20 protein-coding genes and 1 pseudogene are annotated in these 19179 nt (G+C 71.6%); 16 read left to right on the plus strand and 5 right to left on the minus strand.

Annotation, left to right across the window (positions count from 1 at the left end; all coding sequences use genetic code 11):
- Window positions 1-117: 117 nt before the first annotated feature.
- Genes ACFYTE_RS40700 through ACFYTE_RS40710 form a run of 3 tightly spaced genes read right to left on the minus strand, consistent with a single transcriptional unit; the run spans window position 118 to window position 2712 of the window.
- The gene (locus ACFYTE_RS40700; protein WP_388722111.1) at window positions 118-843 is read right to left on the minus strand and encodes an ABC transporter permease; all 726 of its coding nucleotides are present in this window, start codon (window positions 841-843) and stop codon (window positions 118-120) included.
- A gap of 50 nt (window positions 844-893) precedes the next feature.
- Window positions 894-1871, minus strand: a complete 978-nt coding sequence (locus ACFYTE_RS40705) for an ABC transporter ATP-binding protein (protein WP_388722073.1) — start codon at window positions 1869-1871, stop codon at window positions 894-896.
- 31 nt (window positions 1872-1902) lie between these two features.
- Entirely contained in the window at window positions 1903-2712 is an 810-nt protein-coding gene (locus ACFYTE_RS40710; protein ID WP_388722075.1) for an aminoglycoside N(3)-acetyltransferase, read from the minus strand.
- A gap of 172 nt (window positions 2713-2884) precedes the next feature.
- On the opposite strand from ACFYTE_RS40710, the gene ACFYTE_RS40715 reads away from it, so the two are divergent.
- From ACFYTE_RS40715 to ACFYTE_RS40750, 8 genes are read left to right on the plus strand one after another with little or no spacing between them, the layout of a single operon-like run.
- On the plus strand, window positions 2885-3628 hold the full coding sequence (locus ACFYTE_RS40715) for a helix-turn-helix transcriptional regulator (RefSeq protein WP_388722077.1): 744 nt from the start codon (window positions 2885-2887) through the stop codon (window positions 3626-3628).
- Entirely contained in the window at window positions 3625-5046 is a 1422-nt protein-coding gene (sufB, locus tag ACFYTE_RS40720) for a Fe-S cluster assembly protein SufB (RefSeq protein ID WP_388722079.1), read from the plus strand. Before ACFYTE_RS40715 ends, sufB begins: the two co-directional genes overlap by 4 nt.
- Window positions 5047-5104: 58 nt before the next feature.
- On the plus strand, window positions 5105-6289 hold the full coding sequence (gene sufD / locus ACFYTE_RS40725; RefSeq protein WP_388722081.1) for a Fe-S cluster assembly protein SufD: 1185 nt from the start codon (window positions 5105-5107) through the stop codon (window positions 6287-6289).
- On the plus strand, window positions 6286-6606 hold the full coding sequence (locus ACFYTE_RS40730) for a non-heme iron oxygenase ferredoxin subunit (RefSeq protein ID WP_383089995.1): 321 nt from the start codon (window positions 6286-6288) through the stop codon (window positions 6604-6606). The genes sufD and ACFYTE_RS40730 overlap by 4 nt, the downstream gene beginning before the upstream one ends.
- Before the next feature lie 7 nt (window positions 6607-6613).
- A complete protein-coding gene (gene sufC / locus ACFYTE_RS40735) occupies window positions 6614-7378 on the plus strand; it encodes a Fe-S cluster assembly ATPase SufC (RefSeq protein ID WP_388722084.1) in 765 nt (254 codons plus the stop codon).
- Window positions 7375-8631: a cysteine desulfurase gene (locus ACFYTE_RS40740; protein ID WP_388722086.1), complete on the plus strand. Its 1257-nt coding sequence runs from the start codon at window positions 7375-7377 to the stop codon at window positions 8629-8631. Before sufC ends, ACFYTE_RS40740 begins: the two co-directional genes overlap by 4 nt.
- Window positions 8632-8647: 16 nt before the next feature.
- Window positions 8648-9115: a Fe-S cluster assembly sulfur transfer protein SufU gene (gene sufU / locus ACFYTE_RS40745; RefSeq protein ID WP_388722087.1), complete on the plus strand. Its 468-nt coding sequence runs from the start codon at window positions 8648-8650 to the stop codon at window positions 9113-9115.
- Window positions 9112-9447 (plus strand): metal-sulfur cluster assembly factor, encoded by a 336-nt coding sequence (locus ACFYTE_RS40750; protein ID WP_388722089.1) that lies wholly within the window; start codon window positions 9112-9114, stop codon window positions 9445-9447. The genes sufU and ACFYTE_RS40750 overlap by 4 nt, the downstream gene beginning before the upstream one ends.
- A 96-nt stretch (window positions 9448-9543) precedes the next feature.
- Here ACFYTE_RS40750 and ACFYTE_RS40755 read toward each other — a convergent pair whose 3' ends face one another.
- Window positions 9544-10386, minus strand: coding sequence for an AbfB domain-containing protein (locus tag ACFYTE_RS40755; protein ID WP_388722091.1), 843 nt, complete (start codon window positions 10384-10386; stop codon window positions 9544-9546).
- A gap of 287 nt (window positions 10387-10673) precedes the next feature.
- On the opposite strand from ACFYTE_RS40755, the gene ACFYTE_RS40760 reads away from it, so the two are divergent.
- The 3 genes from ACFYTE_RS40760 (at window position 10674) to dapD (ending at window position 12765) form a co-directional block, all read left to right on the plus strand.
- A complete protein-coding gene (locus ACFYTE_RS40760) occupies window positions 10674-10994 on the plus strand; it encodes a DMT family transporter (protein ID WP_388722093.1) in 321 nt (106 codons plus the stop codon).
- The gene (locus ACFYTE_RS40765) at window positions 10994-11530 is read left to right on the plus strand and encodes a TetR/AcrR family transcriptional regulator (protein WP_388722095.1); all 537 of its coding nucleotides are present in this window, start codon (window positions 10994-10996) and stop codon (window positions 11528-11530) included. Before ACFYTE_RS40760 ends, ACFYTE_RS40765 begins: the two co-directional genes overlap by 1 nt.
- A 245-nt stretch (window positions 11531-11775) precedes the next feature.
- Window positions 11776-12765 (plus strand): 2,3,4,5-tetrahydropyridine-2,6-dicarboxylate N-succinyltransferase, encoded by a 990-nt coding sequence (gene dapD, locus ACFYTE_RS40770; protein ID WP_388722097.1) that lies wholly within the window; start codon window positions 11776-11778, stop codon window positions 12763-12765.
- A 290-nt stretch (window positions 12766-13055) separates the two neighbouring features.
- Here the strand turns inward: dapD and dapA are convergent, their stop codons facing one another.
- Window positions 13056-13967: a 4-hydroxy-tetrahydrodipicolinate synthase gene (gene dapA / locus ACFYTE_RS40775; protein WP_388722099.1), complete on the minus strand. Its 912-nt coding sequence runs from the start codon at window positions 13965-13967 to the stop codon at window positions 13056-13058.
- Between the two features lie 170 nt (window positions 13968-14137).
- On the opposite strand from dapA, the gene ACFYTE_RS40780 reads away from it, so the two are divergent.
- From ACFYTE_RS40780 to ACFYTE_RS40800, 5 genes and pseudogenes are all read left to right on the plus strand, one after another.
- Window positions 14138-14266: a hypothetical protein gene (locus tag ACFYTE_RS40780; protein ID WP_388722101.1), complete on the plus strand. Its 129-nt coding sequence runs from the start codon at window positions 14138-14140 to the stop codon at window positions 14264-14266.
- Window positions 14267-14281: 15 nt separating this feature from the next.
- Window positions 14282-15007 (plus strand): hypothetical protein, encoded by a 726-nt coding sequence (locus ACFYTE_RS40785; RefSeq protein ID WP_388722103.1) that lies wholly within the window; start codon window positions 14282-14284, stop codon window positions 15005-15007.
- 94 nt (window positions 15008-15101) lie between these two features.
- A pseudogene (locus tag ACFYTE_RS40790) lies at window positions 15102-15690 on the plus strand (ArsR/SmtB family transcription factor); the annotation flags it as partial.
- Between the two features lie 577 nt (window positions 15691-16267).
- A complete protein-coding gene (locus ACFYTE_RS40795; RefSeq protein ID WP_388722105.1) occupies window positions 16268-17008 on the plus strand; it encodes an SRPBCC domain-containing protein in 741 nt (246 codons plus the stop codon).
- A 306-nt stretch (window positions 17009-17314) separates the two neighbouring features.
- Window positions 17315-18742, plus strand: coding sequence for a hypothetical protein (locus ACFYTE_RS40800; RefSeq protein WP_388722107.1), 1428 nt, complete (start codon window positions 17315-17317; stop codon window positions 18740-18742).
- Window positions 18743-19179: the final 437 nt, after the last annotated feature.

The raw sequence follows: 19179 nt of genomic DNA on the forward strand, positions 1-19179 counted from the left end.
CCGCTTGTGCACGCGTTCACGAGGGTCGCCCTCCGGCCGCCCAGGGCCGCCGCCAAGCCGCAGTGGAGTCGCACCGGCGTCGCCCTCACGGCGTACGCGCGGATCGCGCCGAGCCGGTCACTCCCAGCGGAAGAACCGTCCGGCGGCGGCCAGCCCCACGACCGCCCAGCCGGCCAGGATCCCCAGGTCGGCCCACGGCATCCCGGCCCCGTGCTGGAGCACGTCCCGCAGCCCGTCCGACAGAGCCGTGACGGGCAGCAGCGCGAGCACGTCCTGGGCGCCGGAGGGGAACTTGTCCAGCGGGACGATCACGCCACCGCCGACGAGCAGCAGCAGGAAGACCAGATTGGCGGCGGCCAGCGTCGCCTCCGCCTTCAGCGTGCCCGCCATCAGCAGCCCGAGGCCCGAGAAGGCGGCCGTGCCCAGGACGAGCAGGAGCAGCACGGCGGCCACGGTGCCGGCCCCGCCGTGCGGCGACCAGCCCAGCGCGAAGGCGATCGCCGTCAGCAGCACCACCTGGAGGACCTCCGTGACCAGCACGGACGCGGTCTTCGCGGTCATCAGTCCCCAGCGCGGCAGCGGCGAGGACGCCAGCCGCTTCAGCACGCCGTAACGCCGTTCGAAGCCCGTGGCGATGGCCTGGCCGGTGAACGCCGTCGACATCACGGCGAGCGCCAGGATGCCGGGCGTCAGGAAGTCCACGGCCCTGCCCGCGCCGGTGTCCACGATGTCCACCGAGCTGAACAGCACCAGCAGCAGCGTGGGGATCACGACCGTCAGCAGCAGCTGTTCGCCGTTGCGCAGCAGCAGCCGGGTCTCGAACGCGGCCTGGGCCGCGATCATGCGGGGCAGGGGCGCCGCGCCGGGTGCGGGGGTGTAGGTGCCCACGGTGGTCACGAGCGCAGCTCCTTGCCCGTCAGTTCCAGGAAGACGTCTTCGAGGGTGTGCCGTTCGACGGAGATCCGGTCCGGCAGGACGCCGTGCTGGGCGCACCACGAGGTCACCGTCGCCAGCAGCTGCGGATCGACCTTGCCGACGACCCGGTAGGAGCCCGGCGTCAGCTCGGCTGCGGCGCAGTCCGCCGGGAGCGCCTTCAGCAGGGAACTCACGTCGAGGCCCGGCCGGCCGGTGAAGCGCAGCGTGTTCTCGGCGCCGCCGCGGCACAGTTCGTCGTGGGAGCCCTGGGCGATGACCCGCCCGTCGTCGATGATGGCGACGTCGTCGGCGAGCCGCTCGGCCTCCTCCATGTGGTGCGTCGTGAGGATCACGGAGACACCGTCGGCGCGCAGGTCCGCGACCAGGTCCCAGGTGGCGTGCCGGGCCTGCGGGTCGAGCCCGGCCGTCGGCTCGTCCAGGAAGACCAGCTCCGGGCGTCCCACGACGGCCATGGCGAGTGCGAGCCGCTGCCGCTGGCCGCCCGACAGCCGCCGGTAGGTGGTGCGCCCGCAGCCGCCGAGCCCGAGCCGTTCGATGAGCGCGTCCACGTCCAGCGGGCGGGCGTGCAGCGCCGCCACATGGCGCAGCATCTCGTCGGCCCGTGCGCCCGAGTACACCCCGCCGGACTGGAGCATCACGCCGATGCGGGGGCGCAGCGCGGCGGAGTCCCGCACCGGGTCGAGGCCGAGGACGCGCACCGTGCCGGCGTCCGGCCTCCGGTATCCCTCGCAGGTCTCGACCGTGGTCGTCTTGCCCGCCCCGTTGGGGCCGAGCACGGCGGTCACGCCCGCCCCGGCCACCAGGTCGAGGCCGTTCACCGCGGTCTTCGTGCCGTACCGCTTCACCAGGGCCTTGACCTCGATGACCGGGTGCGACACGAAGCGTCTCCCTGAGGGGTGGTGGTCGGGAGACGGGCGGGCGGGCTCACTTCGCATGGCTCCAGAGTCTAGGGACGCCGCCCGGGTCTCAGACCGGCGGGTGCAGGAACTCGTCCTCGCGGGGCCGGTGCACCGCCAGCCACCGTTCGGCGTAGGCCACGGCGTCCGCCAGCGGGAACAGCCGCGCGTCGGCGACGCCCACCGTGCCCCGCAGGACGGGCCGGTCCCGTTCGAAGTCGTGGCCCAGCTCGTCGAAGCGGTCCGAGCTGATCGACACCTCGGTGACCCGCTCCCAGCCGTTCGGCCCGGGGCGGCCCACCTCGACCAGCGGGGCCGGGATGCGGTACTCGGCCAGGTGGAAGGCGGTGCAGCTGGCGTAGCCCGCGCCGAGCAGCAGCACCCGCGCGCCCAGCTTCTCCAGTCGGGCCAGCGGGCTGTGCTCACCCAGCCGGCAGTCCGGCGCGTGTCCGGCGACGATCTCGGCGGCGTGCGGGCCGAGCGCGGCGAAGGAGGTCTGCGGGTGCGCGCTGCGCAGGGCGCCCGGCCAGGTCCGTACGGTCTCCGGGATCACGCCGACTCCGCGGGTGGGCGTGGTGCGTGGGTCGTAGCGGGGCATCGTGGCCCGGATGGTCTCCCACCACTCCTCGGGCACCGGCGGGCTGCGCCAGACGGCCGGATCGGACAGGTCGCCGGACTGGGCGGGCACCACGAGGGTGCCGTCCGGGCCGAGGGCGTCGAGCAGCCCCTGGACCACCGCGACGGCGCCGCCGCACACCCAGCCGAGCGAGCTGAGCGAGGAGTGTGCCAGCAGGATCTCGCCGGGTTCGACGCCGAGCGCGCGCAGCCGGGCGGAGACGGTGTCGCGGGTGATGAGCGGGCCGTTCGCGGTGTCGGGCATGGCCCGGGAGTCTGCCGGACGCGGTGGCGCGCCGCCATCGAATAGGCGGGGCTACGATCGATCAAAGATCGTTTCCGCAGGTTGGATTAGGTATGCCTAAGTGACCCAGGGCACCGTCCGCTCGGTGGGACGCGGCTTGTCAGGCTCTGAGGAATTACGCAACAATGGCGTTGTGAAAAACGTCGGCGAGGCTCGGGGCACCTCCGGGGGTACCCCCCAGGAGGAGTTCGCGGCCGGGGTGCGCTCGGATCGTTCCACGCGCAACCGGGTCGCGCGGTCCATCCTGGACCACGGCCCGTCGACCGTCGCCGAGCTGGCGGGACGGCTGGGGCTTACCCAGGCCGCCGTGCGCCGGCACCTGGACGCCCTGGCCGCCGACGACGTCGTCGAGGCGCGCGAGCAGCGGGTGTACGGGGCGCGGACCCGTGGCCGCCCGGCCAAGGTCTTCGCGCTCACCGACTGCGGCCGCGACGCCTTCGACCAGTCGTACGACAAGCTCGCCGCGGACGCGCTGCGCTGGATCGCGGACCGGGAGGGCGGCCCGGAGGCGGTCGCCGCCTTCGCCCGCGCCCGGATCGCCGCGCAGGCCGGCGCCTACCGCAAGGCGATCGAGGCCGCCACACCCGACAAACGCGCCGAAGCCCTGGCCAAGGCGCTGAGCGTCGACGGGTACGCTGCTACGGCGCGCAGCGCACCGGTCGGCGAGCAACTGTGCCAGCACCACTGTCCGGTCGCCCACGTCGCCGAGCAGTTCCCGCAGCTGTGCGAGGCGGAGACGGAGATCTTCGCCGAACTGCTCGGAACACACGTCCAGCGGCTGGCGACCATCGCCCACGGCGACGGCGTCTGCACGACGTTCATCCCCGAGATTTCCACTGACGCATCTGCAAGCACGGCCGGGAGGAACCCCGCATGACTCTCCCCACGGAGACTGTCCACCCCGAACTTGAGGGCCTGGGCACGTACGAATACGGCTGGGCCGACTCCGACGAGGCCGGCGCCGCGGCGAAGCGCGGCCTGAACGAAGAGGTCGTCCGGGACATCTCGGCGAAGAAGTCCGAGCCGGAGTGGATGACCAAGCTGCGCCTCAAGGGCCTGAAGCTCTTCGAGAAGAAGCCCATGCCGAACTGGGGCTCGGACCTGTCGGGCATCGACTTCGACAACATCAAGTACTTCGTACGCTCCACAGAGAAGCAGGCGGAGTCCTGGGAGGACCTGCCCGAGGACATCAAGAACACGTACGACAAGCTCGGCATCCCCGAGGCGGAGAAGCAGCGCCTCGTAGCCGGTGTCGCCGCGCAGTACGAGTCGGAGGTCGTCTACCACCAGATCCGCGAGGACCTGGAGGAGCAGGGCGTCATCTTCCTCGACACCGACACCGCGCTGAAGGAGCACCCGGAGCTCTTCAAGGAGTACTTCGGGACCGTCATCCCCGCCGGTGACAACAAGTTCGCCTCGCTGAACACCGCCGTGTGGTCCGGTGGCTCCTTCATCTACGTCCCGCCGGGCGTGCATGTGGAGATCCCGCTCCAGGCGTACTTCCGCATCAACACGGAGAACATGGGCCAGTTCGAGCGGACCCTGATCATCGTCGACGAGGGCGCCTACGTGCACTACGTCGAGGGCTGCACGGCGCCGATCTACAAGTCGGACTCGCTGCACTCCGCGGTCGTCGAGATCATCGTCAAGAAGAACGCCCGCTGTCGCTACACCACCATCCAGAACTGGTCGAACAACGTCTACAACCTGGTCACCAAGCGTGCCGTGGCCTACGAGGGCGCGACCATGGAGTGGATCGACGGCAATATCGGCTCCAAGGTGACGATGAAGTACCCGGCCGTCTACCTGATGGGCGAGCACGCCAAGGGCGAGACCCTGTCCATCGCCTTCGCGGGCGAGGGGCAGCACCAGGACGCGGGCGCCAAGATGGTCCACATGGCGCCGAACACGTCGTCCAACATCGTCTCCAAGTCGGTGGCGCGCGGCGGCGGCCGCACTTCCTACCGCGGTCTCATCGAGATCGGCGAGGGCGCCCCGGGCGCCAAGTCGAACGTGCTCTGCGACGCCCTGCTGGTGGACACCATCTCCCGGTCCGACACCTACCCGTACGTCGACGTCCGCGAGGACGATGTGTCCATGGGCCACGAGGCGACCGTCTCCAAGGTCTCCGAGGACCAGCTGTTCTACCTGATGAGCCGCGGCCTGTCCGAGTTCGAGGCGATGGCGATGATCGTGCGCGGCTTCGTCGAGCCGATCGCCAAGGAACTGCCCATGGAGTACGCGCTGGAACTCAACCGGCTGATCGAGCTGCAGATGGAGGGCGCGGTCGGCTGAGCCGCCGGCCCGCAGTCCCCGTCAAGCCCTACGCAAGAAAGCGAGCAATACGACAGCCATGGCTGAGGCCCAGACAATCCCGGTGGGCTCCACCACCTCCGGCCAGATCGCGGTGGCCGCCGAGTCGACCGTCGCCACGCGCATGAGCGCGCCGCCCTCCTTCGACGTGGCGGACTTCCCGGTGCCGCACGGCCGCGAGGAGGAGTGGCGCTTCACCCCGCTGGAGCGGCTGCGCGGCCTGCACGACGGCAGCGCGGTCGCCACCGGCGACGGCGTGCGGGTGGACGTCGAGGCCCCCGAGGGCGTCACCGTCGAGGCCGTCGGCCGTGACGACGCGCGGGTCGGCCGCGCGGGCGCCCCGGTGGACCGCGTCGCCGCCCAGGCGTACTCCGCGTTCGAGAAGGCCTCGGTGGTGACCGTCCCGAAGGAGACCGTCCTCACCGAGCCGATCCGCATCGCCGTGCGCGGCGAGGGCGGCACCGCCTTCGGCCAGCAGGTCATCGAGCTGGGCGCCTTCGCCGAGGCCGTCGTCGTCATCGACCACACCGGTGACGCGGTGCTCGCCGCCAACGTCGACTACATCCTCGGCGACGGCGCCAAGCTGACCGTCGTCTCCGTCCAGGACTGGGACGACAAGGCCGTGCACGTGGCGCAGCACAACGCCCTCGTCGGCCGGGACGCCTCCTTCAAGTCGGTCGTCGTCACCTTCGGCGGCGATGTCGTGCGCCTGCACCCGCGCGTCAGCTACACGGGCCCCGGCGGCGAGGCCGAGCTGTACGGCCTGTACTTCACGGACGCCGGCCAGCACCAGGAGCACCGCCTCCTGGTCACCCACAACACCCCGCACTGCAAGTCGAACGTCGCCTACAAGGGCGCGCTCCAGGGCGACGAAGCGCACGCCGTGTGGATCGGGGACGTGCTGATCGAGGCCAAGGCCGAGGGCACCGACACCTACGAGATGAACCGGAACCTGGTGCTGACCGACGGCGCCCGCGTCGACTCGGTGCCGAACCTGGAGATCGAGACCGGCGAGATCGTCGGCGCCGGGCACGCCTCCGCCACCGGCCGCTTCGACGACGAGCAGCTCTTCTACCTGATGGCCCGCGGCATCCCTGAGCGCGACGCCCGCCGCCTGGTGGTCCGCGGCTTCTTCGCCGAGCTGGTCCAGCAGATCGGCGTCGCAGACATCGAGGAGCGCCTGCTCGCGAAGATCGAAGAGGAGCTGGAGGCGTCGGTCGCATGAGCGCCTTCGTACGCGTCTGCGGGCTGAGCGAGCTGGCAGAGGACACCCCGAAGCGGGTGGAGATCGACAGCACGCCGGTCTCGGTCGTCAGGACCGAGGGTGAGGTGTTCGCGATCAACGACATCTGCTCGCACGCCAACGTCTCACTCTCCGAGGGCGAGGTCGACGACTGCCACATCGAGTGCTGGCTGCACGGCTCGCGCTTCGACCTCCGCTCCGGAAAGCCCGACGCCCTCCCCGCGACACGCCCCGTCCCCGTATACCCCGTAAAGATCGAAGGGGACGACGTGCTCGTCTCCCTCACCCAGGAGTCCTGAGGCACCCATGGCAACGCTTGAAATCCGAGACCTGCACGTCACCGTCGAGGCAGACAACGCCACGAAGGAGATCCTCAAGGGCGTCGACCTCACCGTGAAGCAGGGCGAGACGCACGCCATCATGGGCCCCAACGGCTCGGGCAAGTCGACCCTCGCCTACTCGCTCGCGGGCCACCCCAAGTACACGATCACCGGCGGCACCGTCCTGCTCGACGGCGAGGACGTCCTGGAGATGACCGTCGACGAGCGCGCCCGCGCGGGTCTGTTCCTGGCGATGCAGTACCCGGTCGAGGTCCCCGGCGTCTCGGTCTCCAACTTCCTGCGCTCCTCCGCCACCGCGATCCGCGGCGAGGCGCCCAAGCTGCGCACCTGGGTGAAGGAGGTCAAGGAGACCATGGAACGGCTCCACATGGACCCGTCCTTCGCCGAGCGCAATGTCAACGAGGGCTTCTCCGGCGGCGAGAAGAAGCGCCACGAGATCCTTCAGCTGGAGCTGCTCAAGCCGAAGATCGCGATTCTCGACGAGACCGACTCGGGGCTGGACGTCGACGCCCTGCGGATCGTCTCGGAGGGTGTGAACCGCGTCCGTGAGACCGGCGAGGTCGGCACCCTGCTGATCACGCACTACACGCGCATTCTGCGCTACATCAAGCCCGACCACGTCCATGTGTTCGCCGACGGCCGGATCGCCGAGTCCGGCGGCCCTGAGCTCGCGGACAAGCTGGAGAACGAGGGCTACGAGGCATACGTGAAGGGTGGCGCATCCGCGTGACACAGCTGTCGGGCCTCCTCGACACCGAGGCGATCCGCAAGGACTTCCCCGTCCTGGACCGACTGGTCCACGACGGCAAGAAGCTCGTGTACCTGGACAACGCGGCGACCTCGCAGAAACCGCGCCAGGTACTGGACGCCCTGAGCGAGTACTACGAGCGCCACAACGCCAACGTCCACCGCGGTGTGCATGTGCTCGCCGAGGAGGCCACGGCGCTGTACGAGGGCGCGCGCGACAAGGTCGCGGAGTTCATCAACGCGCCCAGCCGCGACGAGGTGATCTTCACCAAGAACGCCTCCGAGTCGCTGAACCTCGTGGCGAACATGCTCGGCTGGGCCGATGAGCCCTACCGGGTGGACCACGACACCGAGATCGTCATCACCGAGATGGAGCACCACTCCAACATCGTCCCGTGGCAGCTGCTGTCGCAGCGCACGGGCGCGAAGCTGAAGTGGTTCGGCCTCACCGACGACGGCCGGCTCGACCTCTCCGACATCGAGGAGGTCATCACCGAGAAGACGAAGATCGTCTCCTTTGTGCTGGTCTCCAACATCCTGGGCACGGTCAACCCGGTCGAGGCGATAGTGCGCCGCGCCCAGGAGGTCGGCGCCCTGGTCTGCATCGACGCCTCCCAGGCCGCCCCCCACATGCCGCTGGACGTGCAGGCGCTGCAGGCCGACTTCGTGGCCTTCACCGGCCACAAGATGTGCGGTCCGACCGGCATCGGCGTGCTGTGGGGCCGCCAGGAGCTGCTGGAGGACCTGCCGCCGTTCCTCGGCGGCGGCGAGATGATCGAGACGGTGTCGATGCACTCGTCCACCTACGCTCCCGCCCCGCACAAGTTCGAGGCGGGCACCCCGCCGATCGCGCAGGCGGTCGGGCTGGGCGCCGCGATCGACTACCTCAACGCGATCGGCATGGACAAGGTCCTCGCCCATGAGCATGCGCTCACCGAGTACGCGGTGAAGCGGCTGGGCGAGGTCCCCGACCTGAGGATCATCGGCCCGGCCACGGCCGAGGACCGGGGCGCGGCGATCTCCTTCACGCTCGGTGACATTCATCCGCACGACGTGGGACAGGTCCTCGACGAGCTGGGCATCGCGGTACGCGTCGGACACCACTGCGCGCGCCCCGTCTGCCTGCGCTACGGAATTCCCGCGACCACGCGAGCGTCGTTCTATCTGTACTCCACGCCGACCGAGATCGACGCTCTGGTCGGCGGACTGGAGCACGTACGGAACTTCTTCGGCTGACGGGACGAGCGATCGCATGAAGCTGGATTCCATGTACCAGGAAGTCATTCTGGACCACTACAAGAACCCGCACGGGCGTGGTCTGCGGGATGGCGACGCCGAGGTGCACCATGTGAACCCGACGTGCGGTGACGAGATCACCCTTCGCGTGAAGTACGACGGAACGACGATCCAGGACGTCTCGTACGAGGGCCAGGGCTGCTCCATCAGCCAGGCGTCGGCGTCCGTACTGAACGATCTCCTCGTCGGCAAGGAGCTGGCCGAGGCGCAGAAGATCCAGGAGACCTTCCTGGAGCTGATGCAGTCCAAGGGACGGATCGAGCCCGACGACGCGATGGAGGACGTCCTGGAGGACGCGGTCGCGTTCGCCGGTGTCTCCAAGTACCCGGCCCGGGTGAAGTGCGCCCTCCTGAGCTGGATGGCGTGGAAGGACGCGACGGCCCAGGCGCTGGGCGGAGCCGACGCCGAAAGGAAGACGGCATGAGCGACACCGTGGAGATGAAACCGGTCTCGGAGGAAGAGGTCCGCGAGGCCCTGATGGACGTGGTGGACCCCGAGCTGGGCATCGACGTCGTCAACCTCGGCCTGATCTACGGCATCCACATCGACGAGTCGGCCAACGTCGCCACCGTCGACATGACCCTGACGTCGGCGGCCTGTCCGCTGACGGACGTCATCGAGGACCAGGCCAAGTCCGCCACGGACGGCCTTGTCAACGAGCTGCGGATCAACTGGGTCTGGATGCCGCCGTGGGGCCCCGACAAGATCACGGACGAGGGTCGCGAGCAGCTGCGGGCGCTCGGATTCAACGTCTGAGGTCCCGCGCCCGACCTCGTCCGCATGGCTTCCGCGGAAGCGAACGGCGGCACCCCGCGGGGTGCCGCCGTTCCCGTCCGTGCGGGGCCCGGCTGCTCAGCTCAGCCCGTCCTCCAGGCGGAACGCCGAGTCCGCGCGGTACAGATCGGTGTTCTCGTACGGGTCCAGCCTGAGCCGGAAGTCCCGGTGGCGCAGAAAGCGGCCCGGGTAGTTCACCGACTCCAGCACGACCGCGCCGGAGCGGGCCGCGGGGCGCCGGCAGAAGGTGGCGTCCTTGCGGAACAGCGCCGAGCCGTCGTCGCGTTCGGCGCGCAGCACGAAGCCGCGGTGGCGCAGATAGCCGCCGTCGGCCGTGGCGAACGAGGAGCAGGATCCGTCGGCCAGGCCGTCGACCAGCCGGAAGGTGGCGGCGCGGCGGTCCGCGGGCGATCCGACGGGATCGAGCTGGACCAGGCCGCCGCTCACGTGCCAGTAGCGGTCGGGGTAGTTCACCGAGCGGACGGACCGCAGGGGCGGGGAGCCGTCCGATGCGCCGGACGAGCCGCCCTGCGTGGCGCCGGACCCGGACGGGTGGGCCGAGGGGGGCGCGGCGGCCCGCGCGCCGTCGCCGCGCGCCGGAGTGCGCGGCGCGGCGGTGGTGGGTGTGGCCGTCGTCGGGCCGCTGCCGACGCTCGGCGGGGCCGTCGTACCCGACGAGGGCGAGGCGAAGGAGAGCAACCCGGGGCCGGCGTCCGTGGGCGCCCCGGACGGCACCGGGGCGGACGACTCGTCAGCGGGCGGGCGGTCGACGGATATCGCCGTCAGACAGGCCACGACCGTGGCCGCGGCCAGCCCGCCGGCCAGCCAGAGTCTTCGGGTTCCCGGCGCCCGGGACGGGTCGGGGGACCAGCCGCGCTCCCAGGACGGGTGCCGCGGTGGCCGGGGGGTGGTTTCTGGCATGCGCTGTTCCTCCAGCGGCGCCCTGGGCGGCGGCCGGGGATGTGGGGGCGAGGTGATCGAGGCTGAAACACTAGTGGAGCCGGGGGGCCGGCGGGGACCGTTTCAGCGAGCGGTTTCTCCCTCGACGGCAGCTGCCGCGGACGCCGACGGGACCCGAAACCCTGCCCGCGACCCACCAGTCGGCGATGCTGACTGACGACACGTCAAGTACGGCCGTCCGAACCGGTGTTGGGCGATCTACCAGCCCGGCCGAAGCGCTGCGCGAACCGCTATGTACGCTCGTACACATGGGGTATCTGCTGCTCTCCGGAGCCATCGCGGCCGAGGTGGCCGCCACGACCGCGATGAAGTACAGCGACGGTCTCAGCAGGCCGGGGCCCGCGCTGCTGACCGCTGTCGGCTATCTCGTCTCCTTCGTCCTGCTCGCCCAGACGCTGAAGAGCCTGTCGATCGGCACGGCGTACGCGATCTGGTCCGGGGTCGGCACCGCGACCATCGCGGTGCTCGGCCTGCTGCTGTTCGGGGAGGGGCTGAACGCGACGAAGATCACCGGGCTTCTGCTGATCATCGGCGGCGTCGTGGTCCTGAACCTGGGCGGCGCGCACTGATGGCCCGGCGCCACGACCCGGACCGGCGGCAGCGGATCATCGACGCGGCGATCCGGGTCGTCGGCGCGAAGGGCATCGCCGGGCTGAGCCACCGGACCGTCGCGGCCGAGGCGGACGTCCCGCTCGGCTCCACGACGTACCACTTCGCCACCCTCGACGAACTGCTGGTCGCGGCCCTGCGGCAGGCCAACGAGGGATTCGCCGGGGTGCTGGTCGGCAGCGGCGTACCGGACGACACCGAGGGCGACCTGGCGGCCGGGCTCGCGCGGGTGCTGGGGGAGTGGCTGGGCGGCGAGCGCACGGGCGTCGAGCTGGAGTACGAGCTGTATCTGGCGGCCCTGCGCCGCCCCGCGCTGCGGCCCGTGGCCGCGGAGTGGACCGAGGAGACGGCACGGCGGCTGGCCAACCGGACCGACCCGGTGACCGCCCGGGCCCTGCTCGCCCTGATGGACGGCATCTGCCTCCAGGTACTGCTGACCGGGGGCGAGTACGACGAGGAGTATGCGCGGGAGGCACTGGCGCGGGTGATTCCCTGAGGGGCCGGGCCGGGCCGGGCCGGGATGGGCCTGGCCTGGACGGGCCCCGGGTCCGTTGCCGGACGGACGTGGTTCACCGACCGGCACCGGGGGCGGTTCGCCGACCGCCGGTACCGGGGACGGTTCCCCGACCGGTACCGGGGACGGTTCGCCGACCGGTACCTGGGACGCGTCGGCGGCCGGTGGCTGAGACGCTACGCTCCACCGGTTCGCCCGTGCGGGCCCGCCCACGTTAGGTTGCCCTCATGACCGACACGACTGCTCCTCGTACCACCGGCGCCGTGGCCGCCGGCCTCGCCACCGTCGCCGCCGACGGCACCGTTCTCGACACCTGGTTCCCGGCGCCCGAACTGGTCGCCGAGCCCGGTCCGTCCGGCACCGAGTCGCTGTCGGCCGAGCAGGCCGGGCGGCTGCTCGGCGAGGGTGCCGCGCGGGCCGTCGGCCCCGACCCCCGCCGGAACGTCGAAGTGGTGGCGGTGCGCACGGTCATCTCCTCCCTCGACGAGAAGCCGATCGACGCGCACGACGTCTATCTGCGCCTGCACCTGCTCTCGCACCGCCTGGTCAAGCCGCACGGGCAGAGCCTGGACGGCATCTTCGGCTTTCTCGCCAACGTCGCCTGGACCTCGCTCGGCCCGGTCGCCGTCGACGACATCGAGAAGGTGCGGCTCAACGCCCGCGCCGAGGGCCTGCACCTCCAGGTGACCTCGATCGACAAGTTCCCGCGCATGACGGACTACGTCGCGCCGAAGGGCGTCCGCATCGCCGACGCCGACCGCGTGCGTCTCGGCGCCCACCTCGCCGAGGGCACCACGGTCATGCACGAGGGCTTCGTGAACTTCAACGCGGGCACCCTGGGCACCTCCATGGTCGAGGGCCGCATCTCCGCGGGCGTCGTCGTCGGCGACGGCTCGGACATCGGCGGCGGCGCCTCCACCATGGGGACGCTGTCCGGCGGCGGAAACGTGATCATCTCCATCGGCGAGCGCTGCCTGATCGGAGCCGAGGCGGGCGTCGGCATCGCGCTCGGCGACGAGTGCGTCGTGGAGGCCGGCCTGTACGTCACCGCGGGCACCCGCGTGACCATGCCCGACGGCCAGATCGTGAAGGCCCGCGAGCTCTCCGGCGCCTCCAACATCCTCTTCCGCCGCAACTCGGTCACCGGCGCCGTGGAGGCCCGCCCGAACAACGCGGTCTGGGACGGCCTGAACGAGATCCTGCACACCCACAACTGACCACCACCGGAGCGCTCTTCCCCGGCCCGAGGCCGACCCGGAAGGGCGCTCCTGCGCGAGCAGCGCATCAGGAGAGCGGGGCTGGGGGTTTGTTGGTCTCCTGCTTCGCCCTGCCCGTGGCCGTCGGCGGCCTCGTGCGGGCCTACGTCGAGTACCGGGCATCACGGACTGGCCGGGCGAGCAGGTCACGAGCCGTAGTGGGCGGCGTGCTGTCCCTCCTGGGAGCCGCAGCGGCGACCGCCTACATGATCTTTCTGGCCGCCCACCCGGATCTTCCCGTACAGGGGTACTCAGGTTGTCGTGAACTCTGCGTAGTGGCTCAGGAGTTGGGTCGTGGTTTCGGGGGTGGCGGGGCGTAGTGGGGGGCGTACCGGGCCCGCGGGGTGGCCGAGTGCGTTCAGGAGGGCCTTGGCGGTGACCGTGCCGGGCAGGCCCGCCGTCGTCGCCTCGATCAGGGGCGTGGCCCGTCGCTGGAGCCGGGCCGCGCCTGCCGGGTCGCCCGCGTCGAACGCCGCCAGGATGTCGGCGACTTCGCGTGGTACGACGTTCGCCACCGTGCTGACACAGCCCGCCGCGCCCACCGCGTACAGGGCGAGGATGTGCTCGTCGCAGCCCGCGTAGTACGCCAGTTCCGTGCGCGCCAGCACCTTCTGGGTGCCGAGGAAGTCGTAGGAGCAGGCCTTGACGGCCACGATCCGCGGGTGGTCCGCGAGCCGGATCATCGTCTCGGGCTCGATGCGGGTGCCGGTGCGGCCGGGGATGTCGTACAGCATGACGGGCAGTCCGCTCGCGTCCGCGACCTCCCGGAAGTGGGCCTCCAGCGCGTCCTGCGGGGGCCTGGAGTAGTAGGGCGTCACGACCAGCGTGCCGTCGGCGCCGGCCTTCTCGGCGGCGCGGGCCAGTTCGACGGTGTGCCGGGTGTCGAAGGTGCCGACGCCCGCGACGATCGTCGCCCGCCGGCCGACGGCATCCCGGACGGCCCGTACCAGCTCCGCCTTCTCGGCGTCGGTGAGGGTCGGCGACTCGCCCGTCGTGCCGCCGAGCACCAGTCCGTCGCAGCCCTCCGTGACCAGCCGCTCGGCCAGCAGCCCGGCGCCGTCGCGATCGAGCGCGCCCGTCGGCGTGAAGGGCGTGACCATGGCGCACAGGGCGCGGCCGAAGGTCGGAGCGGGGCGGTCCGGGTTCGTCGTGGCTACAGACATGGCTACAGTCTCGGCAGGACAATGGTGTAGCTCTACTTAATTCTTCTTCGAGATATCGATAAGTGTTGCTGCGTGGTGAGCGGGTGCGGCGCCGCTGCCCTGTGTCCAGCTCGGCCGGCGCGGGTCACCATGGGCGGAACGGTCACCCACGGCAGTCATGGGAGGCAACCGTGAAGCTCGGCAAAGCACTGGCCACCGGAGTCGCGCAGGAACAGCCGCTCGACCACGACGCGGCACGTGAACGCCCCAAGGAGACCACGGCGCGCACCGCCGAACCGCAGCCGCCCGCGCCCGAATGAGGTGCCGGCCGCCCGATGAGGCTGGGGCTCCCCGCGGAACGCCCGACGGAGCCGCCGACCGGATACAAGATCGCCCACCCGATGCTGTCCCAGGGCGGCACCCGGGCCGGTTTCACCGGGGTGTCGCTGGGCGGCGCACTGCCGTACGGGGTCCTCGACGACGCCTCCTGCGTCTACGGCCGACGGCACCGCCCGCCCGCGCGGCTGTGCGACTGCGGTTTCCACTGCGTGCACGACCGGACGGCCGCCGAAGCGTTGCTGTGCACCGTGGAGCACCGGGCGGCGGTCCTCCTGGAGGTCTCTGTCCTCGGCGCCTGCATCCGCTTCGAACGTGGCTTCCGCTACGCCCGGCAGCGGGTGCGCACGGCGGCCGTCGGCCCGTGCGCCTGCGGCGCCCGCGCCGCCGCGCTGGCCGACGCCGGCTGGGGCCGCCCCGGCTGGCGTGCCCTGGCGCCCGCCTGCGCGGGCTGTGTGCGCGCCCGTACGTCGGTCTCGCTCGCCGGATTCGCCGGGCTGGCCGGCGCCGGGCTGCGGGTGTCGGCGACCGGCGGTCGGCCGTCGCGCGGCGGGCCGGCCGGCGGTGACGTGGGCGGTGTGCTCGACGGGGCCGGTGCGGCCGCGGGGTTCGGCGTCTTCGAACTCGTCGCCGAGGCCGCCCTGTTGCAGGCCCGCCTCGACTGGTTCCAGACCCAGTTGGCCCGACTCGGCGACCGCGGTGCCGAAGGGGGTGCCGAGAGCTGAGCCGCGGTGGCACGGCGCCGCGGGCCGGACGCCCCCGCTCACCGAAAGATTCAACCGCCTGGACAGAAAAAGTTTTCGGTGAGAGTGTGGGCGCATGCTGGACGTGACCGTGATCGAGGACCCCGAGGCCGCCGCCGTGTCGCTGGACCCGACGAGGGCCCGGCTGCTCGCCGAGCTGACCTCCGCGCCCGCGTCGGCCGCCATGCTGGCCGGCCGGGTCGGACTGCCCCGGCAGAAGGTGAACTACCACCTCAAGGCGCTGGAGCGGCACGGCCTGGTCGAACTGGCCGGTGAGCGCCGCAAGGGCAACGTCACCGAGCGGCTGATGCGCGCGACCGCGGCGTCGTATGTGATCAGCCCGCTCGCGCTGGCCGCCGTACAGCCCGACCCGGATCGCTTCCGGGACCAGCTGTCCGCGCGCTGGCTGCTCGCGCTCGGCGCCCGGCTCGTCCGGGACGTCGGCACGCTGATCACCGGCGCGGCGAAGGCCCGCAAGCGGCTGGCGACGTACGCCCTGGACGGCGAGGTCCGCTTCGCCTCGGCCGCCGACCGCGCGGCCTTCGTCCAGGAGCTGACGGCGGGCGTGAGCGCCCTCATCCGCAAGTACGACGCTCCCGACGCCGAGGGTGGACGGGACCACCGGATCGTCGTCGCCGTGCACCCGACGGTCAAGGACGCGTCCCCGGGTGGCCAACCACCGGTCGGTGGGCAGCCCTCTGTGAGTGGCCAGCCTTCGGTCGGTGGGCAGTCTCCGGTCGGTGAGCGGCCTTCTGTGAGTGGGCAGCCCTCGGTCGGTGGCCGTGCCGCGGTCGGTGGGCAGCCCCCGGTGGGTGGCCGGCCTCCGGTGGGTGGCCGGCCTCCAGTCGGTGACCAGCCTCCGGTCGGCGAAGAGCCTCCGGTGGGTGGGCAGCGCTCGGTCGGTGGCCGTGCCGCAGTCGACGGCCGGTCCGCGGTAAGCGACCAGCCCGCGGTCGGTGGGCAGCCCTCTGTGGGTGACCAGCCCCCGGTCGGTGGCCAGCCTCCAGTGGCTGGGGAGCCTTCGGTTGGTGAGCGGTCTTCTCGGAGTGGGCAGGGTGCGGTCGATGACCGGGTCCCGGTCATCGGGCAGCCCGCTGTCGTCAGTCGGTTTGCGGTCGACGGACGTTTCGGCCCGGCCGACGATCAGTCCACCGCCCAGGACCGCAGCCAGGTCCTGGGCCACGCCTCGATCCGGGAGCGGTCCGCCCCGGAACCGGACCCGCAGTAATCAGGAGCCCCGCCATGTCCAAGGAATTCGAGATCGTCAGCGAGTTCGAGGTCGACGCCACCCCGGAGGAGGTGTGGCAGGCCGTGACCACCGGCACCGGGGGCTACCTGTGGCCGATGGAACCGCCGGAGCCGCGAGTGGGCGGCCGGGGTCCCTTCGGGTCCGCCGTCACCGCCTGGGACCCGCCGCACCGCTACACGAACCGTGTCGAGAACGTCGAAGGCATCTCCGAGCAGACCCTCAACCAGCTCGACTACATCATCGAGCCGCGCGACGAGGGCCGCCGCGCCTGGGTGCGGTACGTGCACAGCGGCATCTTCGTCGACGACTGGGACAACCAGTACGACGGCGCGAGCAAGCACACCGAGTTCTATTTGCACACCCTGCGCGAGTACCTGGCCCACTTCGCGCCCCGCCCGGTGGCGTTCGCCACGTTCGACGGGCCCGAGGCGTCCAAGGCCGCCGACGCCTTCACCGCCGTCGGCCGGGCCCTCGGCCTCGGCGACGACACCGCGCAGGGAGCCCGCGTCCAGGCGCACGGCCCGCAGGGGCGGCCGCTCGACGCCGTCCTCGACTTCCGCAACCCGTACTTCATCGGACTGCGCACCGACAACGCCCTGATCCGCTTCTTCGGGCGCAACCACTGGGGTGCGCCGGTCGGTATCTCCGTGCACGACTTCGCTCCGGACGCCGACGCCAAGGCGAACGAGGCCGTGTGGCAGGACTGGCTCAACGGGGTGTTCGGACAGTCCTGAGCGAACGGCGCCACGGGCGCAACCGCCGCTGTCCGGCGGGTCCGCCCGCGGCGCCGTCACGCGCCGTCGCGCGCCGTCACCTGGCGGGGCGTGCGCGATCGGCAGTGGCCTCGCGTCGAGCCGGCGGCTGTCGGCCGAGCTGTCACCGTCTTCTTCTACGCGCGTCAATCCCCGGTCCGGCCGAGGGGGACGCCAGGGTTTCGGCCAGGTGTGAGTCCCGGTGAGGAGAGGAACCGGGCGGCATGGGTGGAAACCCGTCTAGGCTGAACCGCTGAGTCCCATCACGGCCGCGAGGAGAACCAGCCGATGTCAGACAGCTCCCCCCTACCGCCGGTGCGGCTGCACTCCGAAGCGGAGCTGGCGCGCGCCGCGCTGGCCACGCCGTCGCTGTCCCGGGCCGTCCGGCTCGCCCGCTGGGCCGGGCCCGACACCAGGGTGGACGCCGGGGGCAGCCTCGTCGAGGAGCAGCTGCCCGCCGCGGTCGAGCTGCTGGAGCTGGCCGGGGACGACGCCACGGCCTGGGCGAGCGAGGCCTGGCGGGTCGCCGTGGACACCGGTCTGGTCGAGATCGTCGACGAGGAAGACGGGACCGTCGCGGCGGGGGAGGAGCTGGCCCTGCTCACCTCCGGCTCGCCGCACGATGTGCTCACGGTGTGGCTCGCCGCCCTCGAAGCCGTCCTCGCCGACGCGACCGTGCCCGATCTGGACGGCCTCATGGACGCGGTGGACGGCGACGGCGAGGTCGATTTCTCGTCACTCGACTGGGACCCGGAGGCCGAGGCCGACTTCCTCGACGGTGTCCTAGGCAACCTGTACCTGCTGACCGTCGGCGAGGACGGCCCCCGCGACGGCACGGTGCCGCTGCCCGCGCTCGCCGCCTCGATGATCGTGCCCCCTGACATGGGTGAACCCAGCAACGACGTGCTGGAGCAGGTGTCCGACGCGATGATGCGCCTGGACGACCAGTTCCGGGTGCTGGAACCGATCGGCATCGTGGAGTACCAGCCCGTCGACGAGGCGCTCATGGCCGAGGGCGACGAGGAGCCGGCCGCGCCTGAGGACGACACCGACGTCTCCCGCTACGGCCTGGTGCGGCTCACCCCGCTCGGTCTGTACGGGCTGCGGGCGCGGCTGCTGGAGGCCGGTTTCCCTGCGCCCGCGGTCGGCGAACTCGTGGACAAGGGCGCTGATGTCCTGCTCGACGGCACGTCCCGCTTTCCGCAGGCGGCCGCCCGGGCCGAGACCGAGCAGTGGCTGGCCCGCCGCGAACCCCTCGCCGCCGCACGGGAGTTGCTGGCCGCGGCGCGGGGCGGCGACGCCGGGGCACCGCTGCGCAGGCTGCGCTGCCAGCAGGCGCTGTCCCTGGTCGGCAGGGAAGCCGAGCCGGCGCTGCGGGAGGTTCTTGACGATGCCGAACTGGGCGGGCTGGCCCGGGTGTGGCTGAGCGAGCGGGGCATCCCCGGTGTGCCGGCGCCGTCGCAGGAGCTGGTGTTCTGGCTCACCATCGACACGGTGGCCGCGCAGCTCGCCGCCGAGGGCAACTCCGACGAGTTGCGCGGCCTGGTGGAGGGGCTTGCGGCCCAGCACAGCGGGTTCTTCGCGTCGGTGTGGCGGGTGGAGCACCCGGCGACCGCGGACGTGCTGGAGGCGATGGGCCGGCTGCACCCGGACAAGAAGATCGCCAAGGAGGCCCGCAAGGCGGCCTTCAAGGCCCGTTCGCAGCAGGCCACCTGACCCCTCACGACGCCGGGCACCGCCCTGGACCCGTGTCACATCAAGACACCTGCCCCGCCGGGGGCCCAGGGCACCGTCCCGGGCCCCCGGCGCGCCGCCGGAGCGCTGAAGCGCCGAGTCGCTGTCGGTCCGCTGGAAAGGGCGGCACGGGGGGCGGGGGCGCAAGGGTACGGGGTCCGGGGCGCGCGGGATGCCGAGGGTGCGCGGGGTCCGAGGATGCCCGGGGGCATGGGATGCCCGAGGCAGGGGATGCCCGAGGGCAGGGGAAGCCCGGAGGCAGGGGAAGCCCGAGGGCAGGGGAAGCGCCGGGGCCGGGGGTCCCCCGGGGTTTCGGGAGTCCCCCGGGGGGGTGCCTCTATGTCGTTCGTCAAGGCGCCTATGTCGGGTTTGAGGCGGTTCGGGGTTTCTGGGTTATGCGGCGAGCTCGATGTTCTTCG

It is taken from the genome of Streptomyces sp. NPDC004629 (assembly GCF_042873595.1).
In the GTDB taxonomy this organism is placed as follows: Bacteria; Actinomycetota; Actinomycetes; order Streptomycetales; family Streptomycetaceae; genus Streptomyces.